Origin of the sequence: Marivirga atlantica, from assembly GCF_016734805.1 — a bacterium.
Classification (GTDB): domain Bacteria; phylum Bacteroidota; class Bacteroidia; order Cytophagales; family Cyclobacteriaceae; genus Marivirga; species Marivirga atlantica.
Genome location: NZ_JAERQG010000001.1, coordinates 334,469 through 356,191, shown reverse-complemented (window position 1 = coordinate 356,191; position 21,723 = coordinate 334,469). Strand labels below are relative to the sequence as shown.

At 36.4% G+C, this 21,723-nt stretch carries 24 protein-coding genes; 11 read left to right on the top strand and 13 right to left on the bottom strand.

All coding sequences use genetic code 11. The features are described 5' to 3' along the window. Positions 1-185: 185 nt before the first annotated feature. Positions 186-500 carry a hypothetical protein gene (locus JKP34_RS01645; protein WP_201917040.1) on the bottom strand — a complete coding sequence of 105 codons (315 nt, stop codon included), beginning with the start codon at positions 498-500 and terminating at the stop codon, positions 186-188. 253 nt (positions 501-753) lie between these two features. Here JKP34_RS01645 and JKP34_RS01640 point away from each other — a divergent pair, with 253 nt between their 5' ends. The 3 genes from JKP34_RS01640 (at position 754) to secDF (ending at position 5,682) form a co-directional block, all read left to right on the top strand. Beyond that, positions 754-1,980 carry a sensor histidine kinase gene (locus JKP34_RS01640; protein ID WP_201917038.1) on the top strand — a complete coding sequence of 409 codons (1,227 nt, stop codon included), beginning with the start codon at positions 754-756 and terminating at the stop codon, positions 1,978-1,980. Between the two features lie 93 nt (positions 1,981-2,073). Beyond that, positions 2,074-2,439 (top strand): hypothetical protein, encoded by a 366-nt coding sequence (locus JKP34_RS01635; RefSeq protein ID WP_201917036.1) that lies wholly within the window; start codon positions 2,074-2,076, stop codon positions 2,437-2,439. Positions 2,440-2,679: 240 nt separating this feature from the next. Beyond that, positions 2,680-5,682, top strand: a complete 3,003-nt coding sequence (gene secDF / locus JKP34_RS01630) for a protein translocase subunit SecDF (RefSeq protein ID WP_201917034.1) — start codon at positions 2,680-2,682, stop codon at positions 5,680-5,682. 77 nt (positions 5,683-5,759) lie between these two features. On the opposite strand, the gene JKP34_RS01625 is transcribed toward secDF, so the two are convergent. Beyond that, positions 5,760-6,488, bottom strand: a complete 729-nt coding sequence (locus tag JKP34_RS01625) for a 1-(5-phosphoribosyl)-5-[(5-phosphoribosylamino)methylideneamino]imidazole-4-carboxamide isomerase (protein WP_201917032.1) — start codon at positions 6,486-6,488, stop codon at positions 5,760-5,762. Between the two features lie 238 nt (positions 6,489-6,726). Here JKP34_RS01625 and JKP34_RS01620 point away from each other — a divergent pair, with 238 nt between their 5' ends. Further along, positions 6,727-7,350, top strand: a complete 624-nt coding sequence (locus JKP34_RS01620) for a transcription elongation protein SprT (protein ID WP_201917030.1) — start codon at positions 6,727-6,729, stop codon at positions 7,348-7,350. Here the strand turns inward: JKP34_RS01620 and JKP34_RS01615 are convergent, their stop codons facing one another. The 3 genes from JKP34_RS01615 to JKP34_RS01605 are packed head-to-tail and all read right to left on the bottom strand — an operon-like array spanning position 7,351 to position 9,580. Beyond that, a complete protein-coding gene (locus tag JKP34_RS01615; RefSeq protein WP_201917027.1) occupies positions 7,351-7,920 on the bottom strand; it encodes a hypothetical protein in 570 nt (189 codons plus the stop codon). After that, the gene (gene murQ / locus JKP34_RS01610; protein ID WP_201917025.1) at positions 7,921-8,727 is read right to left on the bottom strand and encodes an N-acetylmuramic acid 6-phosphate etherase; all 807 of its coding nucleotides are present in this window, start codon (positions 8,725-8,727) and stop codon (positions 7,921-7,923) included. 1 nt (position 8,728) lies between these two features. Beyond that, complete coding sequence (locus JKP34_RS01605) at positions 8,729-9,580, bottom strand: BadF/BadG/BcrA/BcrD ATPase family protein (RefSeq protein WP_201917023.1); 852 nt, start codon at positions 9,578-9,580, stop codon at positions 8,729-8,731. 79 nt (positions 9,581-9,659) lie between these two features. Here JKP34_RS01605 and JKP34_RS01600 point away from each other — a divergent pair, with 79 nt between their 5' ends. The 3 genes from JKP34_RS01600 to JKP34_RS01590 are packed head-to-tail and all read left to right on the top strand — an operon-like array spanning position 9,660 to position 11,168. Beyond that, entirely contained in the window at positions 9,660-10,007 is a 348-nt protein-coding gene (locus JKP34_RS01600; protein WP_201917021.1) for a phage holin family protein, read from the top strand. A 23-nt stretch (positions 10,008-10,030) separates the two neighbouring features. Further along, positions 10,031-10,429 (top strand): hypothetical protein, encoded by a 399-nt coding sequence (locus JKP34_RS01595; RefSeq protein ID WP_201917019.1) that lies wholly within the window; start codon positions 10,031-10,033, stop codon positions 10,427-10,429. Continuing rightward, positions 10,398-11,168 (top strand): geranylgeranylglyceryl/heptaprenylglyceryl phosphate synthase, encoded by a 771-nt coding sequence (locus JKP34_RS01590; RefSeq protein WP_201917017.1) that lies wholly within the window; start codon positions 10,398-10,400, stop codon positions 11,166-11,168. Before JKP34_RS01595 ends, JKP34_RS01590 begins: the two co-directional genes overlap by 32 nt. Here the strand turns inward: JKP34_RS01590 and JKP34_RS01585 are convergent. The 7 genes from JKP34_RS01585 to panC all read right to left on the bottom strand — a co-directional run bounded on the left by JKP34_RS01585 (position 11,154) and on the right by panC (position 16,873). Next, the gene (locus tag JKP34_RS01585) at positions 11,154-12,077 is read right to left on the bottom strand and encodes an AraC family transcriptional regulator (protein WP_201917015.1); all 924 of its coding nucleotides are present in this window, start codon (positions 12,075-12,077) and stop codon (positions 11,154-11,156) included. The genes JKP34_RS01590 and JKP34_RS01585 overlap by 15 nt on opposite strands. A gap of 159 nt (positions 12,078-12,236) precedes the next feature. Then, a complete protein-coding gene (locus JKP34_RS01580; RefSeq protein WP_201917013.1) occupies positions 12,237-13,376 on the bottom strand; it encodes an acyl-CoA dehydrogenase in 1,140 nt (379 codons plus the stop codon). Positions 13,377-13,464: 88 nt separating this feature from the next. Next, the gene (locus tag JKP34_RS01575) at positions 13,465-14,157 is read right to left on the bottom strand and encodes a zinc metallopeptidase (protein WP_201917011.1); all 693 of its coding nucleotides are present in this window, start codon (positions 14,155-14,157) and stop codon (positions 13,465-13,467) included. Positions 14,158-14,161: 4 nt separating this feature from the next. Then, positions 14,162-14,638 carry a D-glycero-beta-D-manno-heptose 1-phosphate adenylyltransferase gene (rfaE2, locus tag JKP34_RS01570; protein ID WP_201917009.1) on the bottom strand — a complete coding sequence of 159 codons (477 nt, stop codon included), beginning with the start codon at positions 14,636-14,638 and terminating at the stop codon, positions 14,162-14,164. Further along, on the bottom strand, positions 14,622-15,644 hold the full coding sequence (locus JKP34_RS01565) for a lysylphosphatidylglycerol synthase transmembrane domain-containing protein (RefSeq protein ID WP_201917007.1): 1,023 nt from the start codon (positions 15,642-15,644) through the stop codon (positions 14,622-14,624). The genes rfaE2 and JKP34_RS01565 overlap by 17 nt, the downstream gene beginning before the upstream one ends. 2 nt (positions 15,645-15,646) lie before the next feature. Next, positions 15,647-15,994 carry an aspartate 1-decarboxylase gene (gene panD / locus JKP34_RS01560; protein ID WP_201917005.1) on the bottom strand — a complete coding sequence of 116 codons (348 nt, stop codon included), beginning with the start codon at positions 15,992-15,994 and terminating at the stop codon, positions 15,647-15,649. A 27-nt stretch (positions 15,995-16,021) separates the two neighbouring features. Continuing rightward, a complete protein-coding gene (gene panC, locus JKP34_RS01555) occupies positions 16,022-16,873 on the bottom strand; it encodes a pantoate--beta-alanine ligase (protein WP_201917003.1) in 852 nt (283 codons plus the stop codon). A 125-nt stretch (positions 16,874-16,998) separates the two neighbouring features. Between panC and JKP34_RS01550 the strand changes: the two genes are divergently transcribed. Genes JKP34_RS01550 through glmS form a run of 3 tightly spaced genes read left to right on the top strand, consistent with a single transcriptional unit; the run spans position 16,999 to position 21,055 of the window. Beyond that, positions 16,999-17,811, top strand: coding sequence for a glycogen/starch synthase (locus JKP34_RS01550; RefSeq protein ID WP_201917001.1), 813 nt, complete (start codon positions 16,999-17,001; stop codon positions 17,809-17,811). Continuing rightward, positions 17,750-19,213 carry a hypothetical protein gene (locus tag JKP34_RS01545; RefSeq protein ID WP_201917000.1) on the top strand — a complete coding sequence of 488 codons (1,464 nt, stop codon included), beginning with the start codon at positions 17,750-17,752 and terminating at the stop codon, positions 19,211-19,213. The genes JKP34_RS01550 and JKP34_RS01545 overlap by 62 nt, the downstream gene beginning before the upstream one ends. Before the next feature lie 3 nt (positions 19,214-19,216). After that, positions 19,217-21,055, top strand: a complete 1,839-nt coding sequence (gene glmS, locus JKP34_RS01540) for a glutamine--fructose-6-phosphate transaminase (isomerizing) (protein WP_201916999.1) — start codon at positions 19,217-19,219, stop codon at positions 21,053-21,055. A 144-nt stretch (positions 21,056-21,199) separates the two neighbouring features. Here the strand turns inward: glmS and JKP34_RS01535 are convergent, their stop codons facing one another. Next, a complete protein-coding gene (locus tag JKP34_RS01535; protein WP_201916998.1) occupies positions 21,200-21,415 on the bottom strand; it encodes a helix-turn-helix domain-containing protein in 216 nt (71 codons plus the stop codon). Positions 21,416-21,512: 97 nt separating this feature from the next. Between JKP34_RS01535 and JKP34_RS01530 the strand changes: the two genes are divergently transcribed. Continuing rightward, a complete protein-coding gene (locus JKP34_RS01530) occupies positions 21,513-21,722 on the top strand; it encodes a hypothetical protein (RefSeq protein ID WP_201916997.1) in 210 nt (69 codons plus the stop codon). Position 21,723 lies beyond the last annotated feature (1 nt).

The window sequence follows — 21,723 nt, the reverse complement described above, 5'->3', positions numbered from 1 at the left end:
TTGTGTTTAATTTTTAAGATAATTATTCAATAAAAGAACAACAGAGGCAATAATAATAAAATTATGTGAGTAAAACGCCTTGAGGAGCGCCTATTACATAAACGGATGATTCCTGTGAAGAAATACAGTGTTTAGCGGAACAAAAAAATGAGGGTACTGGAAATAGGCTAATTATGGATTAAAGGTTACTTATTCTCCTCAAAAATTTCAGAAAAGCTATTTCTATAAATTACCTGAAATAGGATATTGTATGAAGCAGGTGCGCTATGTTTACTTTTTACCGTAGCGGAATCGGCAACAGACTCAACTTTCTGGGTGCTTTTTAATGAATCAGTTGAAACCTGCAACAATGCATTTTCAACTATCGCCTTAGCAGAGGTGTTTTTAGGTTTTTTATCTTCTGTCTCAGATTTGGCAAAAGCCGTACCTAAACCTAAGAACATTATTGCTGTCGTTAGTACAAATGATTTCTTAAGAGGTGTGTTTACAAGCTTTTTCATATCATGGGGAGTTCAATGTTTTCAAATATACAAAACATATGCGAATATCCATCAAACTGGTAAGATGAATTGAATAGGTAACTCTTTAAAAATGAGTACGGTAGGGGCTGATCTAAATGACGGGTTTAATGATTTGATTTTGTTCAAGGCTTTGTAGTTTCAAAAAACTTGACATTATTCATCAATTAAGCAGTAAAATAATTGTATATCTTAGCGTTATGCAGTTGATTAAAATCATCAGGAATAGGGTTGTATGGTAAGTTCTGTGAGTGACTCTCCCTTTATGGGTAATGCCACTTCTGGCATGTATAAAAATAGAGCAGCACTTAAATGGGTAGCGCTGGCTTCTTCCATTATTATTGGTTTCTCATCAGTTTTATACACAAATAGTGTAGTTGAAGAGCTGAAGGAAAGGGAGGAGTTTTACATTTCCTTATATGCAAAGACTCTGGAGTATACGGTAAATTCTGAGAGTGACAATCTGGCTTTTATCTATCAGGAAATTGTAACGCCTAATAATTCAATTCCTATGATAGTAGTCAACTATGAAGGGGTTCCTACTATGTACAGGAACGTTAAGCTAGATAGTAGTAAGCTTGATCAACAGGAAATACAACAGGTGCTCAATAAAGAGTTGAAAATTATGGAGCAGGAGTATGAGCCTATTGTAATCTCTTCTGAAATCTCTGATAAGGTAGAAGACATTTATTACATCTACTATAGAAATTCAGACCTCATCTATAGACTCAGATACTATCCTTATGTACAGCTTTCTGTTATTGCTGCTTTCGTATTTTTCGGATATGTTGCCTTTAGCTATTCCAGAAGAGCAGAGCAGAACCAGGTTTGGGCAGGTCTCGCAAAGGAAACTGCTCATCAATTAGGGACTCCTCTTTCTTCTTTAATGGCCTGGCTTGAGATCATGAAAAGTGATGATGATATAAAGGATAAAGAAGTGGTACATGAGCTTGAAAAAGATGTTGACAAGCTTGAAATGATTACCTCTCGTTTTTCCAGCATTGGCTCAGTTCCAGTTCTTACAGACCAAAACATCTCAAAACTGATTAGAGAAACGCTCTCATATCTGGAGAAAAGAGTATCTAAAAAAATAGAAATTCACTTCAACTGTAAGGATGATTTGCTTACGGCAGACATCAACAAGCCACTATTCGACTGGGTAATTGAAAACCTCTCAAAAAATGCAATTGATGCTATGAGCGGTGAAGGAAAGTTGACCATTATGCTAAAAGAAGGCAAATATGGTGATGCTTTAATTGATGTAACAGATACAGGCAAGGGCATAGCCTCTGGAAAACTAAAGGAAGTTTTTAGGCCGGGCTTTACTACCAAAAAAAGAGGTTGGGGGCTTGGACTTACCCTGGCAAAACGAATTATTGAACACTATCATAATGGGAAGATCTTTGTGAAAGAGTCGGCCATTGATAAAGGTACTACTTTCCGAATCATCCTTAAAAAATAGGAATTTGGCAGCTAAGCTTGAATAAGTAAACAGCTACTGCATAAATCATTCTTTGTACTATATACTAATTATGCTACATTTGCAGTCCAAAGAATGAAAAAGTCAAACAAAATAGGGAAAATCAAGAAAATTGCGCTTGTGGTTTTAGGCCTGATAGCAGCAGTATTGCTGTTTATCCAGCAACCTATTGTTGACTATTTACAGGAAACAGAAAAGGCTGATTCTACAACTACTGCTCAATCAGAGAAACAGCCTGAAGATACTTCTTCATATCAAATTATGGCATATGAGGTACTGGTTCCTGTAATGCAATTTAATCTTTTTCATTCATTTGACTTATTACTCGAATTACCACTTTTAGAAGATACAGCTTCAGAAACTGTTGAAAGCACAACCTGGGTTTTCGACACCTTTCTGGAAACACTCTTTAGTAGGATTACAACCCCTAATGCACCCTAATTATAAAAAATAATTAGATTCTCTAGCAGCCTTCGGCTGACTTTTAACCACACACAATTTATTAAGACAACCGCAGAGGATATCTAAAGCTTTTTCAATCGCTTATCCCGAGCAAATAACAAATTCAAATTACAAACACATGAAATCGGCATTAAAAATTTAGACTCGAATTTTATATAAACCGGGGATAAATTTTTAATCAAAGATTCCATGTGACAACTAAAAAGCAATTATACAGACATGAAAAACAAGGGTTTTATAGTGTTTATGACAGTTATTGTGACGCTACTTTGCGTTTATTACTTGTCATTCACTTTTGTATCAAACGGCATCAAAGAAGATGCAACTGAATACGCAACAGATGCTAACGGAAATGTTAACTATTCTGAGAGACAGCAGTATTTAGATTCTGTTTATAATGAGCCGGTTTATAACCTGCTTGGAGCGGAATTTACCTACAAAGAAGTTCAGGATTTAGAATTAAATCTTGGTCTTGATTTACAAGGTGGTATGCACGTTACCTTAGAGGTATCTCCGGTAGATATTATTAAAGGTCTAAGTGGAAATAATGAAGATGCAGGCTTTCAAGAGGCTTTAAAGGTTGCTCAGGAAAGGCAGAAGACAAGTCAGAAGCCATATGTTGAACTATTCTATGAGGCTTTCCAAGAGATAAATCCTGATACTAAGTTGAGCTCTGTTTTTGCTAATTCAGCTAACAGGGGTAAAATCAGCTTCCAAACTGATGATACCGAAGTATTAAGAGTTATCCGTAGCGAAGTAGATGATGCGATGGATAGATCTTTCCAAATCTTAAGAACACGTATCGATAGATTTGGTACTTCACAACCAAACATTCAGCGTTTAGAAAATACAGGTAGAATTCAAATCGAGCTTCCTGGTGTTGACAATCCTGAAAGAGTAAGAAAACTATTACAGGGTGTTGCCAAACTAGAGTTTATGCAGGTAATGCCAATTAACGAAGTAAGCGGAGCACTTTCTCAAGCGAATGACATTTTAGTTGAAGAGCAAAAAGAAGCTGCGGCTAATGAGGTTGATGCAGAAGGTACTTCTGCTAGCGAGAACACACAGGAAGAAAGTGGCAACCTTGCCGACCTATTAGGAGATGATTCTGCCGAGGCAGATTCTACTTTAAATGAAGGTGATTCTACAGATTCAAATCTGGATTCATTAGCTAATAATGAAGTTTCTCCATTGTTCAGCTTATTAAGAAGCCAATATGGTCTTGTATATGAGCTTGAAGATACGGCTACTATTAACAAGATCATTAAAAGAGAAGATATCCGTGCTTTATTCCCAAGAAATACCAGATTGGTATGGGATGTTAAGCCACAGCAAGATGAAGAAGGTGGTCAGGAGTTCCTTGAACTTTACGTTGTAAAAACTCAAAGAGGCGATAAGGCTATGTTAACTGGTGAAGTGATCAATGACGCTCGTCAAACATACGATGATGTTGGGCAGCCGGCTGTAGATATGAGCATGGATCCTAATGGCGCTAGAAAGTGGGCTAAAATTACAAGAGAGAATATTGGAAACAGAATAGCCATTGTACTTGATAACTACGTTTATTCTGCCCCAGTGGTAAATAGTGAAATTCCTAATGGTAAGTCTATCATTCAGGGTAACTTCACCATTGAAGAAGCTAAGGATTTAGCAAACATACTAAAGGCAGGTTCTTTACCAGCACCAACAAGAATTGTTGAAGAAGCTATTATTGGCCCAACTTTAGGTAAAGAAGCGCAGGCTCAAGGTATTATCTCAATTGTAGCTGGTTTAGCGATTGTGCTAATCTTTATGGTAGCATATTATGCCAAAGGTGGTTTAGTGGCCAACATTGCTTTGGTATTCAATATCTTCTTTATTTTAGGAATCTTGGCTCAGCTGAATGCGGCATTAACACTTCCTGGTATTGCAGGTATTGTGTTAACAATTGGTATGTCCATTGATGCCAACGTACTAATATTTGAACGTATTCGTGAGGAAATGCGTGGCGGTGTTCCATTACTAAGAGCAATTTCAGCAGGTTACGAAAAAGCTTATAGCTCAATTGTAGATGCTAACATTACAACCTTCTTAACAGGTGCCATTTTATATTGGTTAGGTCAGGGTCCTGTTAAAGGTTTCGCCATTACCTTAATGATCGGTATTGCATGTTCATTCTTCTCAGCGGTATTTATAACCAGAGTAATTGTTTCATGGATGAGCAAAAAAGGTGAAGACAGCAAGATTTCTTTTGCTACTCCATTCTCAAGAAACTTATTGAACAACATTAGCGCTAACTTTATGACGAAGCGTAAGATGGCTTATATAGGCTCAGGTATCATCATTGTTATTGGTGTTGTGTTAATGACTATGAATGGCTTGAACATGGGTGTTGATTTTACAGGTGGTAGATCATATGTAGTAAGATTTGATCAGCCTGTTACACCTTCAAAACTTGATGTGGCATTAGGTGACTCATTCGAAGGAAAAGGTGTTGAGGTGAAAACCTATGGTGCTGATAATATCCTAAAAATTACTACATCTTACTTAGTAGAGGATGAATCAGCAGAAGCTGATACAAAAGTTCAGGAGTCATTGATTTCCGGCATTAATGGAGCAACAGGAATGAGCTTCGTTCAGGATGAATCAAGAATGGGAGAAAATTCATTTACCATAAGTGGATCATCGAAAGTTGGAGCTACTATTGCAGATGATATTAAGAACTCATCTCAGGAGTCAGTAATCTTCTCATTGATTGCAATCTTTATCTACATCTTAATCAGGTTTAGAAGATGGCAGTTTGGACTGGGAGCAGTTGTTGCCTTATTCCACGATACTTTAATTGTATTATCAGCTTTTGCGATTGCCAAAGCTTTCGGAATAGCATTTGAAATAGATCAGGTATTTATTGCGGCTATTTTAACGGTAATTGGTTACTCAATTAACGATACCGTGGTTGTGTTTGATAGAGTTAGGGAAACTTTAGGTATTAGCTCTAAAGAAACTAACGAGCAAACATTTAACACCGCTATTAATAATACCATTAGCAGAACCTTAATGACTTCATTAACTACTTTATTGGTAATATTGGTATTGTTCATATTTGGTGGTGAGGTATTAAGAGGCTTCTCTTTTGCTTTATTAGTGGGTATTGTAGTTGGTACTTACTCATCAATCTTTATAGCTACTCCAATTGTGTTGGATTTAGCTAAAGGAAAGAAGAAGCCCGCTGTTGAAGCCTAATAAAAGTAGCTTATAAATAATAAAAAACCCCGACTGTTTCAGTCGGGGTTTTTTATTATGATATGCTAAAAGTTGATTTATTGCTTCACGATAAACTGCTCCAGATCCTTCAAGCTGATATTTCCTTCATAATAAGCCTTACCAAAGATTACGGCAAATACACCCATATCATTAAGGCGTTTAATGTCATCAACACTTCTTACGCCACCACTGGCCAATACCTTTATTTCAGGGAATTTCTTCAATATTGACTCATACAGATCAAATGCAGGTCCGGCCAATGAGCCTTCCTTACTGATGTCGGTAGTTTTTACATATTTCAAGCCTCTGTCATAGAAATAGCCGATATGTTCCAAAATGTCGATATCGGTATTTTGCATCCAGCCTTTGTAGGCAATTTTTCCATTTAATGCATCGGCTCCTAAAGTCATTTTCTCTCTACCGTAAGAGATAATCCAGGAGGCAAAAAGCTCTTTATTTTCAACAGCTACTGAAGCCGCAGTTATGTAGTCAGCACCGTATTCAAAAGCTTTGCTAATATCTCCATCAGTATTAATTCCGCCTGTAAAATCAAGCTCCAAATTAGTATAACCATTGAGGGCTTCCAGAATGTGGTAGTTCACGGGAGAGCCTTTATGAGCACCATCTAAATCAACAAGGTGCACCACTTTAATTCCGTGATCTTCCAGTTTAGTGGCTACATCAATCGGGCTTTCATCATAAATCTTTGCTTCTGATATCTTTGCTCCTTCAACACGAATGATTTTTCCGTCTTTAATGGCTATTGATGGAATGATCTGTATCATATGGGTTTCTCCTGTTTTTAAGATTGATATTAAAATAGTGAAATCTTACAACAGCAAAAAGGCTGTTATTTTATTGTTATATTTTCAGGAAACATACTACTTCCTTTTCCCGAAAAGGTATTGAATGTAAGGCTTTAATTGTAATTTTACAAGTGCTTTAGTCTTTGTAAGTATCGATTAAGACCAGTTTTTTAAAGATTAATACGCAATTTGCGTTCACAAGGAGTTTTTTTAGCCAGTGGATTATTATCAAACCAAAATTTATGAAAGGATAGCTCGCTTTGTACCTGAACAAGCAGTGCCAATGTGTTACGAGCTATGGGAAGAGGCGCCTTTTAGGTTCATAATCAGTAATTCAAGACAAACTAAATTGGGTGACTTTAGAGCTAAGGGAAATGACGAACTGCCTGTAATTACTGTCAATAACAACCTTAATCCTTATTCGTTTCTGCTCACCTTTATTCATGAAGTAGCACATCATAGGGTTTATGATAAATTCAAGAATAGAGTGTTGCCACATGGTCCTGAATGGAAAAAAGAGTTTCAGCACTTAATGAAACCATTTTTAGAAGCTGGTATTTTCCCTGAGCCATTAAGAGGTCAATTAACCAAGCATATGAGAAACCCAAAAGCCTCTTCCCAAAGTGATATTGCGCTGGCTCAGACACTTTCTAAATATGATAAGTCTGATCAAAAAGGAGTCCCATTAAATCAGTTAACTATAGGAGCTCGCTTCAGTCTGGAAAAGAAGGAATTCCAAAGTATTGAGAGTAGAAGAACAAGGGTCAGATGTAAAGAGCTTAAATCAGGAAAGCACTATTTAGTGCATAAACTTGCCATAGTTCAGCCTTTAGAGTATTAATTAAAAGCCTAACCTTCTTTGCATTTGTGTAGCAACTTTGGCATATAGCGTTTTTGGCTTAAAGGTTCTCCAGTCCATAGTATCGAACTGGCCGCCAAAGTTTATGTATGAATCAATATTGAATTGTTGCATCTCTTCAGTTACAAAATCTCTGAAGTTTAGCCCCACAATCCATCCATCTTCAACGTCATCAAACCACTCTTCATAATAGCTGTCGTCTGACCCATGAAAGTTCAGAATATTTTCACCCAGTAATATAAATTTATCAATGCCTTGTAGCATCATATGTTCAAGAATATTTCTCTTGAGATGCATGATGTCATTGTGGAGGGCGTCATTCCATTCGCCTATTAGCTCTATTATAGCAAAGCCTTCATCATAATGAGCGTATAGGATTTTAATGTAAAGTGTTTCGGAACCTATTGCATCCCAGGCAGGATCGATATAGTAACCATAAATGGTATCAGTATATAACTCGTAATTGTAGTCCTTGCCGTGAAAGGGTGAAAGCTCATCGTCCGATGAATCATAATATTTTAGCCAGCTGTAATAAGGCTCAATGTGATGCATTTATTTCTTTTTGTAATTGGTAATAGCTTGTCTTACGGAGCCATGTTGCAGCAACAGCTCATGAGCTTCAGAAGTTTCAATATTTAAGGCATCTTGAATCATTTTTGTACCTCGAGCTACTAATTTGTCGTTGCTAAGCTGCATGTCAACCATTCTATTTCCTTCTACCTTCCCTAGCTGGATCATTACAGTGGTGCTAATCATATTAAGCACCATTTTTTGAGCCGTACCGGCTTTCATTCTTGTACTGCCTGTAACAAACTCTGGCCCCACTACAACTTCGACAGGGCACTCACATGCACTTGCTAATGGCGAACCCGGATTACAACAGATACAGCCTGTTAAAATACCTTCTTCTTTAGCTTTCTTGATGCCCCCAATTACATATGGGGTGGTTCCGGAAGCGGCAATGCCAATAAGTACATCCTTGGAGGTTATGTCAAAAGCCTTCAAATCTTCCCAGGCTTGCTGCTCATTGTCTTCAGCAAATTCCACAGCTTTGCGTATGGCGCTATCACCACCAGCAATGATACCAATTACAGTGTTATGATCAACTCCGAAGGTTGGAGGGCACTCAGAAGCATCTAAAATGCCTAACCTTCCACTTGTTCCGGCACCAATATAAAAAAGCCTTCCGCCTAATTTCATTCTATTCACTGTTGCTATAGTGAGCTGTTCTATTTGGGGAAGTGATGCTTCAACAGCATCAGCAACAGATTTATCTTCTTGGTTAATGCCCTTAAGCAAATCTCCAACGGTTTGCTTTTCCAGATCTTTGTGATATGATTCTGACTCAGTAATGCTCATGTTAAAAATGCTTCTGATGGTATAAAGTTAAGCCGGCAATGGGGCTTTGCATAATTAATCCTGTATTAAGCTTATTTTTTTCTAATACCTTTCTTAAGATATTATTCACACTATAGGCCACGCCACCAATAAAGTGGATCGGCAATTCTTTATGCTTTTCAAATTTGAAAACCGATTTCTCCAAAAACAGCTGGAAGGAATCAATCAAAAGGTTTAAACAAAATGGATGACTCTGATGCTCGAAAATGAAACTAAAGAATGAAGCCAAAAAAGTATTAGGTTTAGCTTTAGTATAGAGTATTTCTACAACCGTATGCCGATTAATTTCTGGAAATTTTTCTTTAAAACTGTTTTGAAGGTCATGGGGTAGTTCGTGCTCTAAATAGGCCTTCAATATTTGTTTGCCCAAATATGCTCCGCTTACTTCATCTCCTAGAATATATCCGAGGTTTACCATTTCTTCTACAATACCATTACCATCGTAACGGCACGCATTAGATCCTGTACCCAAAATACATATAATACCGGCTTGATCTGCCGCGCTTGCTCTTGCAGCTGCTAACAAATCATGATTGACATCAACCAAAGATGTGTTGAGGTTTAGTCTATCCGATAGGGCATTTTTAATTCTTTCGGCATTTTTTGGATTACTGCAGCCAGCTCCATAAAAATGCACCCTGTCTATTGTTTCATCATTTCCTATTTGAAGTTCTTTTGTTAACATATGGCCCATTTCTGAGTTTGATATGTAATTAGGATTTAGTCCTGAAGTTGTTTGCTGTTCAATTTTACCATTATGGTAAATAAAACGCCAGTCTGTTTTGGTTCCGCCACTGTCGGCAATAATCTGCATAGTTGTAAATATTAAAGCGTTAATTTAACATACGGTAATTTTTCAATAAATTAGAACTTGATAAATATTATCCTTCGTGATGAAAAATAAACTTCTAGAAATATTGGGTATAGAAAAGATAATTAATAGTGTTCAAGGCTTAATTGAAACCAGGGTTGCTTTGATTAAAGAAGAAATTGAAGAAAAAGTGGCCTTGACTATGGCTAAGGCTATACCGTTGTTACTGGCTTTCTTTGCAGTCTTTCTTTTCGTGCTTTTTGGAAGTATCACATTAGGGATTTATTTATCGCAACTAATGGATAGTTATATAGCTGGTTTCGGTATTTTAACCGGAGTATACTTTTTACTGGCCATTTTCCTTTTTCTTATAAAGGATAATAAAGCTTATAACAAGAATTTTTACGATCAGGTAAAAAAGAGGAAATAGAACAATCGAAGAAAATTATATTTATGGATAATAATAGTAGCCTTAGAGAGAGAAGCAAAGTTTATGAGGATGAGCTTACAGAGCAGTTTGCTGAGTTGTCAGAAAAGGCAATTGATGTTGGTAAGCAAGCTCTGATAGTGGCAGGAGGAGTTTTTGTAGCTTATCAATTGGTAAAGCTAGTGGCTGGTGGTAAACGAAAGAAAAAGAAGGCCTACGAAAATGTGTCCGATGACCATAAATCCGATCTTTCTGATAAAATAATTATAAGGGAAAGTAAGCATTCTAATAGTTTGTTAGATGAGTTGAAAGCTGAGGTGAGCACCATTCTTATTGATCTTGCGAAAGCCAAAATTTATGAATTACTTAGAAACTTAAGCCAAAACAATCAGCATGAAGAAGAGTCAGATACAGGAGCAGCTTAAGGAAGGACTTAGCGAGCAGACTAAATATTTTGCTTTATTGATTGACCCTGATAAGGTTGACGAAATCCCGGATCTTAAGAAGCTTATACATGTTGCTATTGAAAACAAAGTCGATTTCTTTTTAGTAGGGGGTAGCCTTATTGTTGGTAATGCCCTTGGCGCTTGTATTTCTTTTATAAAGTCGCAAACAGATATACCTGTTATTCTATTTCCTGGCAATAATCAATACATAGACTTGCAGGCCGATGCTATTCTCTATCTTTCCCTCGTTTCAGGCCGTAACCCGGATTTACTTATAGGCCAACATGTATTGTCGGCTCCTATACTCAAAAGGAGCAATATTGAAGTGCTATCAACGGGTTACATGCTAATTGATGGAGGCAGAAGTACTTCGGTATCTTATATGAGCAATACAACTCCTATACCGCATGATAAGGTAGATATAGCCATGAGTACAGCCATTGCAAGTGAGTTGCTGGGGCAAAAGCTTATTTACATGGATGCCGGAAGTGGGGCAAAACAAGCTATTTCAGAGAAAATGATTGCTTCTGTAAAGCGAGCTATTGATATACCCTTAATAGTTGGTGGAGGAATTGATAATGTACAAAAAGCAAAAAGCGCCTGGAAAGCAGGCGCTGATGTAGTTGTTGTTGGCAATGCAATTGAAAAATCTCCTGATTTGCTTATTGCATTAACGGAAGCAAAAAGTCAGTTGAATAGTCAATTAAACATTCATTAAAGACTCTCTTCTTCTCATTTTACCGGCAGGTATTCCGAACATCATCTTGAATCTTCTACAGAAATAAGCTGTGTCTTTATAACCCACTTCCTGACCAATGTCCCTAATGCTTTTCTTGCTGGTTCTCAATAATGTAACAGCTTCTTCCATACGCTGATACTCAATATAATCCTGAGGATTAATGCCTGTAAGCATCTTAAAATATTGACCAACATAATCTTCAGAAACGTTAGCAACCTCAGCAAGCTTCTTATTAGACAAATCGCCACCAAGGTGCTCATTTATATAATTGAAGATATCTATTAATCGAGGATCTTTAAAATAGGTACTATTAGTAGCAAGCTGTTCAACAAAAAGTTTGTTTCTTACTATGTGTCTGAACAGCTCAATTAATAATAATTCAGTAGAGACCTTAATCATCCTATCGGCACCTGGCTCGTCCATTCTGGTTTCTCTAAAAATACCATCATGTATAGACTTAATAGTACTGTTAGTAAAGTTGAATGGAGGGATGTCTAATGACGAAAAGAAGTTAACAGAATCGAAAACCTTTGCTTCAAAAGAAATATAACTAAAACTATCACCACCTTCACTCAAAAGCTCATCGTAGTTGATAGAGTTGAAATATTCCGATTTGTTGGTGATGAAATTGTCGTTAGTAACCTTTTCAATTTGACTACCTCTTCCGTAAGTAATCTGATGTGATTTTCCACCAGGAATAAAAGCAAATTCACCCTCTTTAACTAAGAGTTTTTCCTCCCCTACTAGTATTTCTCCCTTGTTGACCAGCAATAGCTTATTCTCTACCTCATAAAGGTTAGTGACTGTTACTGGCTTCAATATTTTTATGCTCTTGGCTTTAACAAACTTAACGCCCAGAGACTCAATGATTTTATTATAATCTTCCATTTTCTAAGTTTATGAATGGATTAACTTTAAAAAGTAAAAATTATTTTAATTTGAATTGTACAAATCTAATAAGTTATAGCTTAATTTCAAACAAAATAAAAAACGCACAACCCTACGTTTGATGTAAGGTTATGCGTTTCAACGAACTTTTTAAAGTGATTATTTTAGAATACCTCGGGAGATTACCACTTTCTGTATCTCAGAAGTACCTTCATATATTTGTGTTATTTTGGCATCGCGCATGAGTCTTTCAACATGGTACTCTTTAACGTAACCATAACCGCCATGAACCTGAACAGCTTCAACCGTAACATCCATTGCAACTTGGGAAGCATATAGCTTAGCCATTGCGCTGGCTTGAGAGAAATCTTGACCTTGATCTTTCAACCATGCAGCTTTTAAACAAAGCATTCTTGCCGCTTCAATATTGGTAGCCATATCAGCTAATTTGAATGCAATAGCTTGATGTTTGTTAATTTCTTTACCAAAGGCTTTTCTCTCTTTTGAATATTTTAATGCAAGCTCATATGCTCCAGATGCAATACCCAAAGCTTGCGCTGCGATCCCTATTCTACCTCCGTTTAAAGTAGCCATAGCAAAATTAAAACCGAAACCATCTTCTCCAATTCTGTTTTCTTTAGGTACTTTAACATCAGTAAACATTAAAGAGTGCGTATCAGAACCTCTGATTCCCATTTTCTCCTCTTTCTTACCAACTTCAAAACCTTCCATACCTTTTTCAACAATGAAGGCATTAATACCTTTATGGCCTTTGTCTTTATCAGTATGAGCAATTACTAAGTAAACTGAAGCACTATTTCCGTTTGTGATCCAATTTTTGGTACCATTAATAAGATAGTGATCACCTTTATCTTCAGCAGTAGTTCTTTGCGAAGTAGCATCCGAACCAGCCTCAGGCTCTGAAAGGCAGAAGGCTCCTATTTTTTCTCCTGTTGCTAAAGGCTTAAGATATTTTTCTTTTTGCTCTTCGGAACCATATTTATCAAGTCCCCAGCATACCAAAGAGTTGTTTACCGACATACAAACAGAAGCAGAGGCATCAATTTTAGAAATCTCTTCCATGGCTAAAACATAAGAAACAGTATCCATGCCTCCGCCATTGTATTTAGGATTAACCATCATTCCCATAAAGCCTAACTCGCCCATTTTTTTCACTTGCTCGGCAGGGAATATTTCTTTAGTGTCTCTTTCTATAACGCCAGGCAACAAGTCGTTTTGAGCAAAATCTCTTGCGGCAGCCTGAACAGCTAATTGTTCTTCTGTGAGTTGAAAATTCATTCTTTTTAAAGGTTTTTTATTTTTAAAAGAGCAACAGGATGTTCCTCTTTTGGTTTATAAAATGTTTGCCAAATATAGCAAAAATCCATTAATCATCACCGCCCATAAAGAGCATAACGTAGTAAAGTAATGTTACTAATGAAGCCAAAGCAGCAACAACATATGTCATGGCAGCCCACTTTAAAGCATCTTTGGCCATGTCGTGTTCTTGGTTAGTAGCAATGCCTGATGTTGTCATCCATGCAAGACCTCTTTTGCTAGCGTCAAATTCAACCGGCAATGTGATTAGAGCAAATAAAGTGAAAATGGTATAGCAGCCTATTATTACCATCAACGCCAATTGGAAATTAATTAATTGTGGAAGCAAGAAGGCTCCTGCAAACATAGCAATGAAAACAATATTGATAATTCTTGCACTAACATTTTGCAAGGGAACTAAGGCAGATCTCATTTCGAGCCAGCTATAAGCTTTAGCATGTTGTACAGCGTGGCCAACCTCATGTGCAGCAACGGCAACAGCGGCTGCTGATCTACCTTCATATACATCTCTGCTTAAATTAACAGTTTTGTTTGACGGATTGTAATGATCAGTTAATTGACCCTGAACAGACATTACTTCTACATCATAAATACCGTTATCTTTCAACATTTTTTCTGCGGCCTCTTTTCCTGAAATTTGTGAGTTAAGGGCAACTTTAGAGTACTTCTTAAACTTGCTTTTCAATCTGGACTGTACTGCAAAACTGGCAATAGCGAATCCAATAAAAATGATGATTAACATTTATCTATTTTTTTATTTGATTAATAATTTGAGTGGTTGAATAGCCTTCCACTAAGTCAATAGTTTCAACTTTTCCGCCATTTTGCATTACGATGTCTGCACCAACAATGTTGCTTATATTATAGTCGCTGCCTTTTACTAAAATATCTGGTTGTAAGGCTTTTATTAAATTATAGGGTGTATCATCAGAAAAAAATGTAACTGCATCAACGAATTCCAGAGCGGCCAATAATCTGGCTCGAGCTATCTCATTGTTTACTGGCCTATTTTCGCCCTTTAGCTTTTTAACTGATAGATCGGTGTTAACTGCAATAATAAGCTTATCTCCTTTTTCAGCTGCCTTTTCGAGATAGTCTACATGGCCCAAATGAAGTATGTCGAAACAGCCATTGGTAAATACCACTTTATGGCCAGCATTTTTCCACTCTTTAATGACATTCAGTAGTTGTTCCTGATTTACAATTTTAGTGTGCGTTGGCATATATCTCTCCTGATTTTCTCTTTGGAATAACCATACTAATAAAAAAGGAAATTAACCCTAGAACCATAATTGCCACAGAATTGGTAGTATGAAGAAGCAGTGCGAAAAATATCCCATCATTTTCAGGGATTCCATAGAGTAGCAGGCCTGCACTCATTAAATAATGGAATGCGCCAATACCTCCTTGCACTGGAGTTGCCATACCTATTCCGCCTAAAACTAGCATTGTAAACCCGGCAGTAATACTTAGTCTGGCAGTTTCTTCAAGGCTAAAGATTACTACATAGGTCATCAAATAATAGAGTATCCACATAAATATTGTACTCGCTATAAACTGTGGACCTTTCTTCAATTTTCTGATTGAAAGAACACCTTCAACCAACTGTCTTAAGAAATTAGCTACTTTATTAAATAAGGCATTTTGTTTGAGCTTTGCGCTATTCCTTTTAATAAGGAAATAGGTAGCGCCAATAACAATCATTATAAATAAGAGTACAAACCAAATTGTGTTGTTAGGGCTCAAGCCTTCTGTTTTTTGGCTTATTAAACTCAAGAAAAACTCACTTAGCATGTCAAACTCAAGGCTTAATGTTATGAGTATGACTACTAATAAGCATAACACATCAATTATTCGTTCTGTAACAACGCTTCCTATACCAGTGCTAATAGGCACATTATCTGTTTTTTGTAAGATACCACACCGACTGATTTCGCCCATTCTTGGTACAATAAAATTGGCCAGGTAACCAACCATAACAGCTAAAAATGTTCTGCCGGATTTTAAGTCATATCCAAGTGGTTCAAGCAACAAATTCCATCTGTAAGCACGAACAAAATGACTCAAGAACGATAAACCAATTGATAGATAAACCCATGTTAGATCAACTTGCTTAAATCGCGCAACCATCTCAGCAAAATCGAGATCTTTATATAGGTACCAAAAGAGAAGTACAGCCACAGCTAATGAGATGGTGTACTTCAGAAAGGATTGAATGCTCTTTCTCAAGCTTAGTTAAGTTTATTGTGCTGATCAGGAAATATCAAAGATGGTTTGAATTGCTTCGCCTCTTCAAAATCCATTTGAGCGTAACTAATAATTATAATAACATCACCCACCTGGGCTCTTCTAGCGGCAGGTCCGTTCATACAAATCATACCGCTTCCTCGCTCACCCTTAATAACATAAGTTTCCAGGCGCTCTCCATTATTCACATTTACAACCTGTACTTTTTCATTTTCAATTAGGTTGGCGGCATCCATTAAATCTTCATCTATGGTGATACTTCCCACATAATGAAGCTCTGCCTGTGTGATCTTTACTCTGTGTATTTTAGACTTACAAACCTCAATTAACATAACGTGCTCATCAATTCGGCTGCAAAGTTATGAAATTAAATACATGTTATCTATTAATCTCACATTTCCTATGTAGCCTGCAATACATAGAACTGTATCTTTTGCTTTGTAGTTCGATGATTTGGGCTTTAAATCTGTATCAGAAACAATTTCTAAATATTCTAATTTTGCCGTAGATTTTTCAAAAATTGATTCTGTTTCTTTTAAAATGGTTGAGCTGCTGACGTTATCATTATTTAGAATCAATTCCTTAACCCTGTTGAGGGTGTTATAAAATATGCTCGCTTCTTGCCTATCTTCTTTGCTCAGCCTTTCATTTCTTGATGACATCGCAAGACCATGAGGTTCCCTTTCTATTGGAACGGCAATTATTTCTATAGGAAATAGAAACTCATTAACCATTTTTCGAATAATGGTTAACTGCTGAAAATCCTTCTGGCCAAAAAAGGCGAAATCAGGATTAACTATATTAAAGAGTTTGGTGACGATAATTCCAACACCGCTGAAATGCCCTGGCCTGAATGAGCCTTCCATTACATTTTCTAAATCTCCAAAATTAATATTGATGCTACTTTTAGAAGCATACATGATTTCATCCGATGGAGTAAAGAGTACATCTACATCAAAAGGCGTTATTTTTTCAATATCTTCTTTTAACGTTCTTGGGTAGGCGCTCAAATCATCAGCATTGTTAAACTGGGTTGGATTAACATAAATGCTTACTACTACAATGTCACATTTTTCTTTAGCTGCTTTTATTAAACTTAAATGACCCTGATGTAATGCACCCATTGTAGGTACAAAACCTACTGTTTTGTTGGCTCTTTTGTGTTTAGAAAGAACCTTTTGAATATTTGAAATATTATCGCTTACCAACATGAAAAATGTGCTAATTTATAAATTATCAGAACAAAACTAGCTTTTTACTAGCTTTTTTAATGTAAATAGGATTTTTTTTTGTATTTTTGTGCTTCGTTTGTGAATTAATCAAATCTTAATACTATATGTCTAACCTTCGAATTCTTTACGTAGCCAATGAAATTAACCCTTTTTTAAAGACTTCGGCAGTAGCTGACTTTGTTAGAAAATTGCCTCAAGCTATGCAGGAAAAGGGAATGGAAATCAGAATCTTGGTGCCACGTTTCGGCCTGATAAATGAAAGAAAAAACCGCTTACATGAAGTAGTTAGGTTATCAGGTATTAATATAGCAGTTGGTGAAGAAGAGAAACCATTGATTATTAAAGTGGCTTCTATACCAAATGCTAAACTTCAAGTTTATTTTATCGACAATGAAGATTATTTTCAGCGTAAATCAGTTTTCCATGATAAGGAAAATAATTTTTACCCTGACAATGATGAAAGAGCAATTTTCTTCTGTAAAGGTGCGTTAGAAACGGTGAAAAAATTAGGTTGGGCTCCTGACGTTGTGCATTGTAACGACTGGATGACGAGCTTAATTCCAATGTACCTTAAAACCACTTATAAGAACGATCCAATATTTAAAGATGCAAAATCTGTATTTACTGTGTATAATACAGAATTCTCTCATAAATTTGGGACCGATTTGCTAGACAAGGTAAAAATGCTGGACATTGAAGATAGCATGTTGTCTAACTTAGAATCGGCAGATTATAATGGTTTCATAAAGATTGGAGCCGAATATGCAGATGCAGTAATTAAAGCAGAGGATGAATTTAAAGACAATTTGGATGAACTATTCTCAACAATTGAGAAAGACAAAAAAATCGATACTATTGAAAAGGGAGACGGATTTACTGAATCTTATTTCAACTTATATAACGAGTTGGCTGGATAAGCCATTTAAATTTTCTGGGCTGGCTATTCTGCTGGCCCTATTTTTCGCATCATGTGAGGAGCCCCTTGAAGCACCATCAAGCAAGCTGGTTCCGAATGATAATAATACTAATCTAAAGTATATTGAGCTTCCTTTAGAAGCTAGTCAGGCGGCATTTGATACTTCAATTGTCAGTTCCAATAATATAAACGGTGCTGATGGAATTATATATGTTGGTCACAATTTTGATGATCAAATAGGGGATGCGTCTTTAGAGGCGTATGCGGGACTAAGTTTGCAGGCCGGGTTTTCACGGGACAGCATAACCCCTGATGCGGAATTATTAGACATAAAGTTAATTTTACGCACATCTTATCTCTATGGAACAGAATTTACTGAACTTCAAGAATTCAATGTGTTCAAGCTTAGTGATAATATCTTAGCTGGTGCTCTTCATTATAAATTAAGTGACACAATAGCCTCTTCTGAATTGGTAAGCTTACCTAATAGTAAAGTGATTGATCCTGAATACTTTTTGGCAAATGAAGATCCGGACAGTTTAGCCATACCTCTAAAAAGATCCTATGGCTTGGAGTTGATTAAATATATTTCAGATGAATCTTTTGACAGCGATGAGCTTAGAAATGCTCTGAATGGAATAAAAATTCAATTGGAGAATAGTGTGAATGCAATAGAGGGATTTGATATTTCAACTGCACAAAGTTATATTGAAGTAGCTTTTAAAGACCCGGATGAAGCCCTTAGTGATACTTTAAGGTTAAACATTATTTCTTCAAGTTTTACTAATGCTGATTTTACTCCAAAAGGTATTATGCCTTCTAATTATTCGGCAAATAGGTCTTTTGCTTTGAATGACGATTCTCAGGTTTATTTCAACAGTCTTTTGGGTATATATCCTAAAATTAAAATTGATAGCTATTTAAGTTTTATAGATAGTCTAGATTATATGATTATCGATAAAGCTGAAATAGTTTTGGGTAAGGACTTGTCTGCTGTAGATAATCTATCTGAACAGACCAATCCTCCTGCAATTATTTTTCCGTACTTTCTGAATTCAGATAGAATAGAAAAAGTTGGAGAAGACTTTTGGGGTATACAAAGAAATTTTTCATCAACTGGGGGAGTGTCAAATCAGTCGGCTGCTTCAAATTTATTAGCCCTAAACTACAGAGAAGATGAATCTATAATATCAGGAGATGTGAGTCTTTTTCTTCAAGAAGTATTTGATAACAGAGATTTTTGGGATGAAGAAAGGTCGATTCTTTTAAATGGGCAATTTATAAATAGGAACTCAGAACCTTTTGACCCGAGAGCAACTTTTACAATTGGAAATTATAACAACTTTTTAATCAATTCTGACGATATTAAGTTGAGAATATATTACACCACTTTTGAAAATTAAATTATGTGTGGAATAGTAGCATACATCGGGCATAGACAAGCCTCAGATGTTATTATAAAAGGACTAAAAAGACTTGAATATAGAGGTTACGACAGTGCAGGAATAGCACTTATGAATGGTGATCTTAATATTTATAAGAAGCAGGGCAAGGTTTCAGAGCTTGAAAAGCACCTCGAAGGTGAGAATCTTTCAAGTACTATAGGAATTGGTCATACAAGGTGGGCAACACATGGCGAGCCTAATGATGTTAATGCGCATCCTCATTTCTCAGAAAGCGGTAACCTTGCTATAATTCACAATGGCATTATCGAGAATTATTCTTCTTTAAAGGAAGAGCTCACTAATAAGGGCTATACTTTTAAAAGTGAGACTGATTCAGAGGTTTTTATCAATTTCATTGAGGATATCTATAAAAACAGCAAAGACGTAAGCTTAGAAGAAGCTGTAAGGTTGGCTTTAACAAAAGTTGTAGGAGCTTATGCCATAGTTATCATGTCAAAGGATAACCCTGAACAATTAATAGCTGCCAGAAAGGGCAGTCCTTTAGTAATCGGGGTTGGTAAAGATGAATTCTTTTTAGCTTCAGATGCTACTCCTATAGTAGAATATACCAATGAAGTAATCTATGTTAATGATTACGAAATAGCTTTAATTAAAGACGGGAAAGTGTCGGTACGAGACACAAAGGATGTTAAAATGACTCCTTATATTCAAAAAGTTGATCTTGAATTAGAGGCTATTGAAAAGGGTGGATTTGAGCATTTTATGTTGAAGGAAATTTACGAGCAGCCTAAGTCCATTAAAGATTGCTTCAGAGGACGTTTAAAAGCCAATGATGGTAAATTAGTGCTTGGAGGTATTAGAGAATATTCTAATGCTTTGATAAATGCTGAACGTATTGTCATTGTTGCTTGTGGTACCTCGTGGCATGCAGGGTTAGTAGCTGAGTATATTTTTGAAGAATTCTGCCGAATACCTGTTGAAGTAGAATACGCTTCTGAATTTAGATATCGAAACCCAGTAATTAAGGAGGGGGATATCATGTTTGCAATATCTCAATCCGGTGAAACGGCTGATACATTAGCAGCCATGGAGCTGGCAAAATCCAAAGGAGCAGTTGTGCTTGGTGTTTGTAATGTGGTTGGGTCATCAATTTCGAGAGTATCTCATGAAGGAGTTTATACACACGCTGGACCTGAAATAGGAGTGGCAAGTACTAAAGCTTTCACCGCTCAGTTAACTGTGTTGACTATGATTGCTTTGAGAGTTGCACATCGCAAAGGAACGCTTGCAGAGCAACGCTATAGAGAAATATTAGTTGATCTTGAGAATATTCCAAACAAGGTGGCCAAGGCTCTTGAAACAGATAAGCAGGTTGAAAAAATAGCTGCACTTTTCAAGGATGCTCGAAATTTCCTATATCTAGGGAGAGGGTATAACTTCCCGGTTGCACTTGAGGGTGCATTAAAACTCAAAGAAATTTCTTATATCCATGCGGAGGGTTACCCGGCTGCAGAGATGAAGCATGGGCCAATAGCCTTAATCGATGAGGAAATGCCAGTGGTATTTATAGCAACTAGAGATAGTTCATACGATAAAATCGTTTCTAATATTCAGGAAGTTAAAGCAAGAAAAGGTAAAGTAATTGCAATTGTTTCTGAGGGGGATTCATTAATTCCGGGAATGGTTGACCATACTATTGAGGTACCAGGAACTCATGAGGCGCTTATGCCAATGGTAGCAACAATTCCGCTTCAATTATTATCATATCATATTGCTGTTATGAGGGGAACCAATGTTGATCAGCCGAGGAATCTTGCTAAATCAGTTACAGTAGAATAAAAATTAGCTGTCGGTAATAGTCATGGGGCTTGTTAATAAAGTCTGGACAAAAATAATAAAGTTTGGACAATGTTAATAAAGTTTGGACAAATGTAAACTAATAACATAAAGGATGAGAGATCATCCTTTTTTATTTATAAGGTGTTATTGATTAAATGGTTTAAAAAACTCTTCGAGAGTGATCTCAAGAGCTACTGTTAAAGTAAATATTTTTTTAATTGAGGGGGTGCGCTCTCCTCTTTCTATCTTTCCTATATAATCTTCATGGACCTCTGCCAGAGCAGCTAATTGTTCTTGACTGAGGCCTTTGGATTTCCTCAATTCTATTATTCTTTGACCTATCTTTTTACTTAAATCCACATGGTAAAAGTAGATTCTCAGAAAAGTCCATAACACAGACTATTTGTGCGGAATTATTGAATTATTATTATATTTAATTTGCAAATCGTATTAACTAATGGGGCATTTAAGAAGAGTTATTGTCAAATACACTAGTCGTAAAGACAATTTGGGTTACTTTCATAGGTTTGTCTACATGCAGAACAATTATGAAACAGTCACAAAGGCATTAATCGAAATGGACTCAGGAGACTTAGAACTATATGATTTAAGAAGTGTAAAGTTTATTGATAAGCCCAATAAAAACAGCTCGGAAAAATTACCTTAAT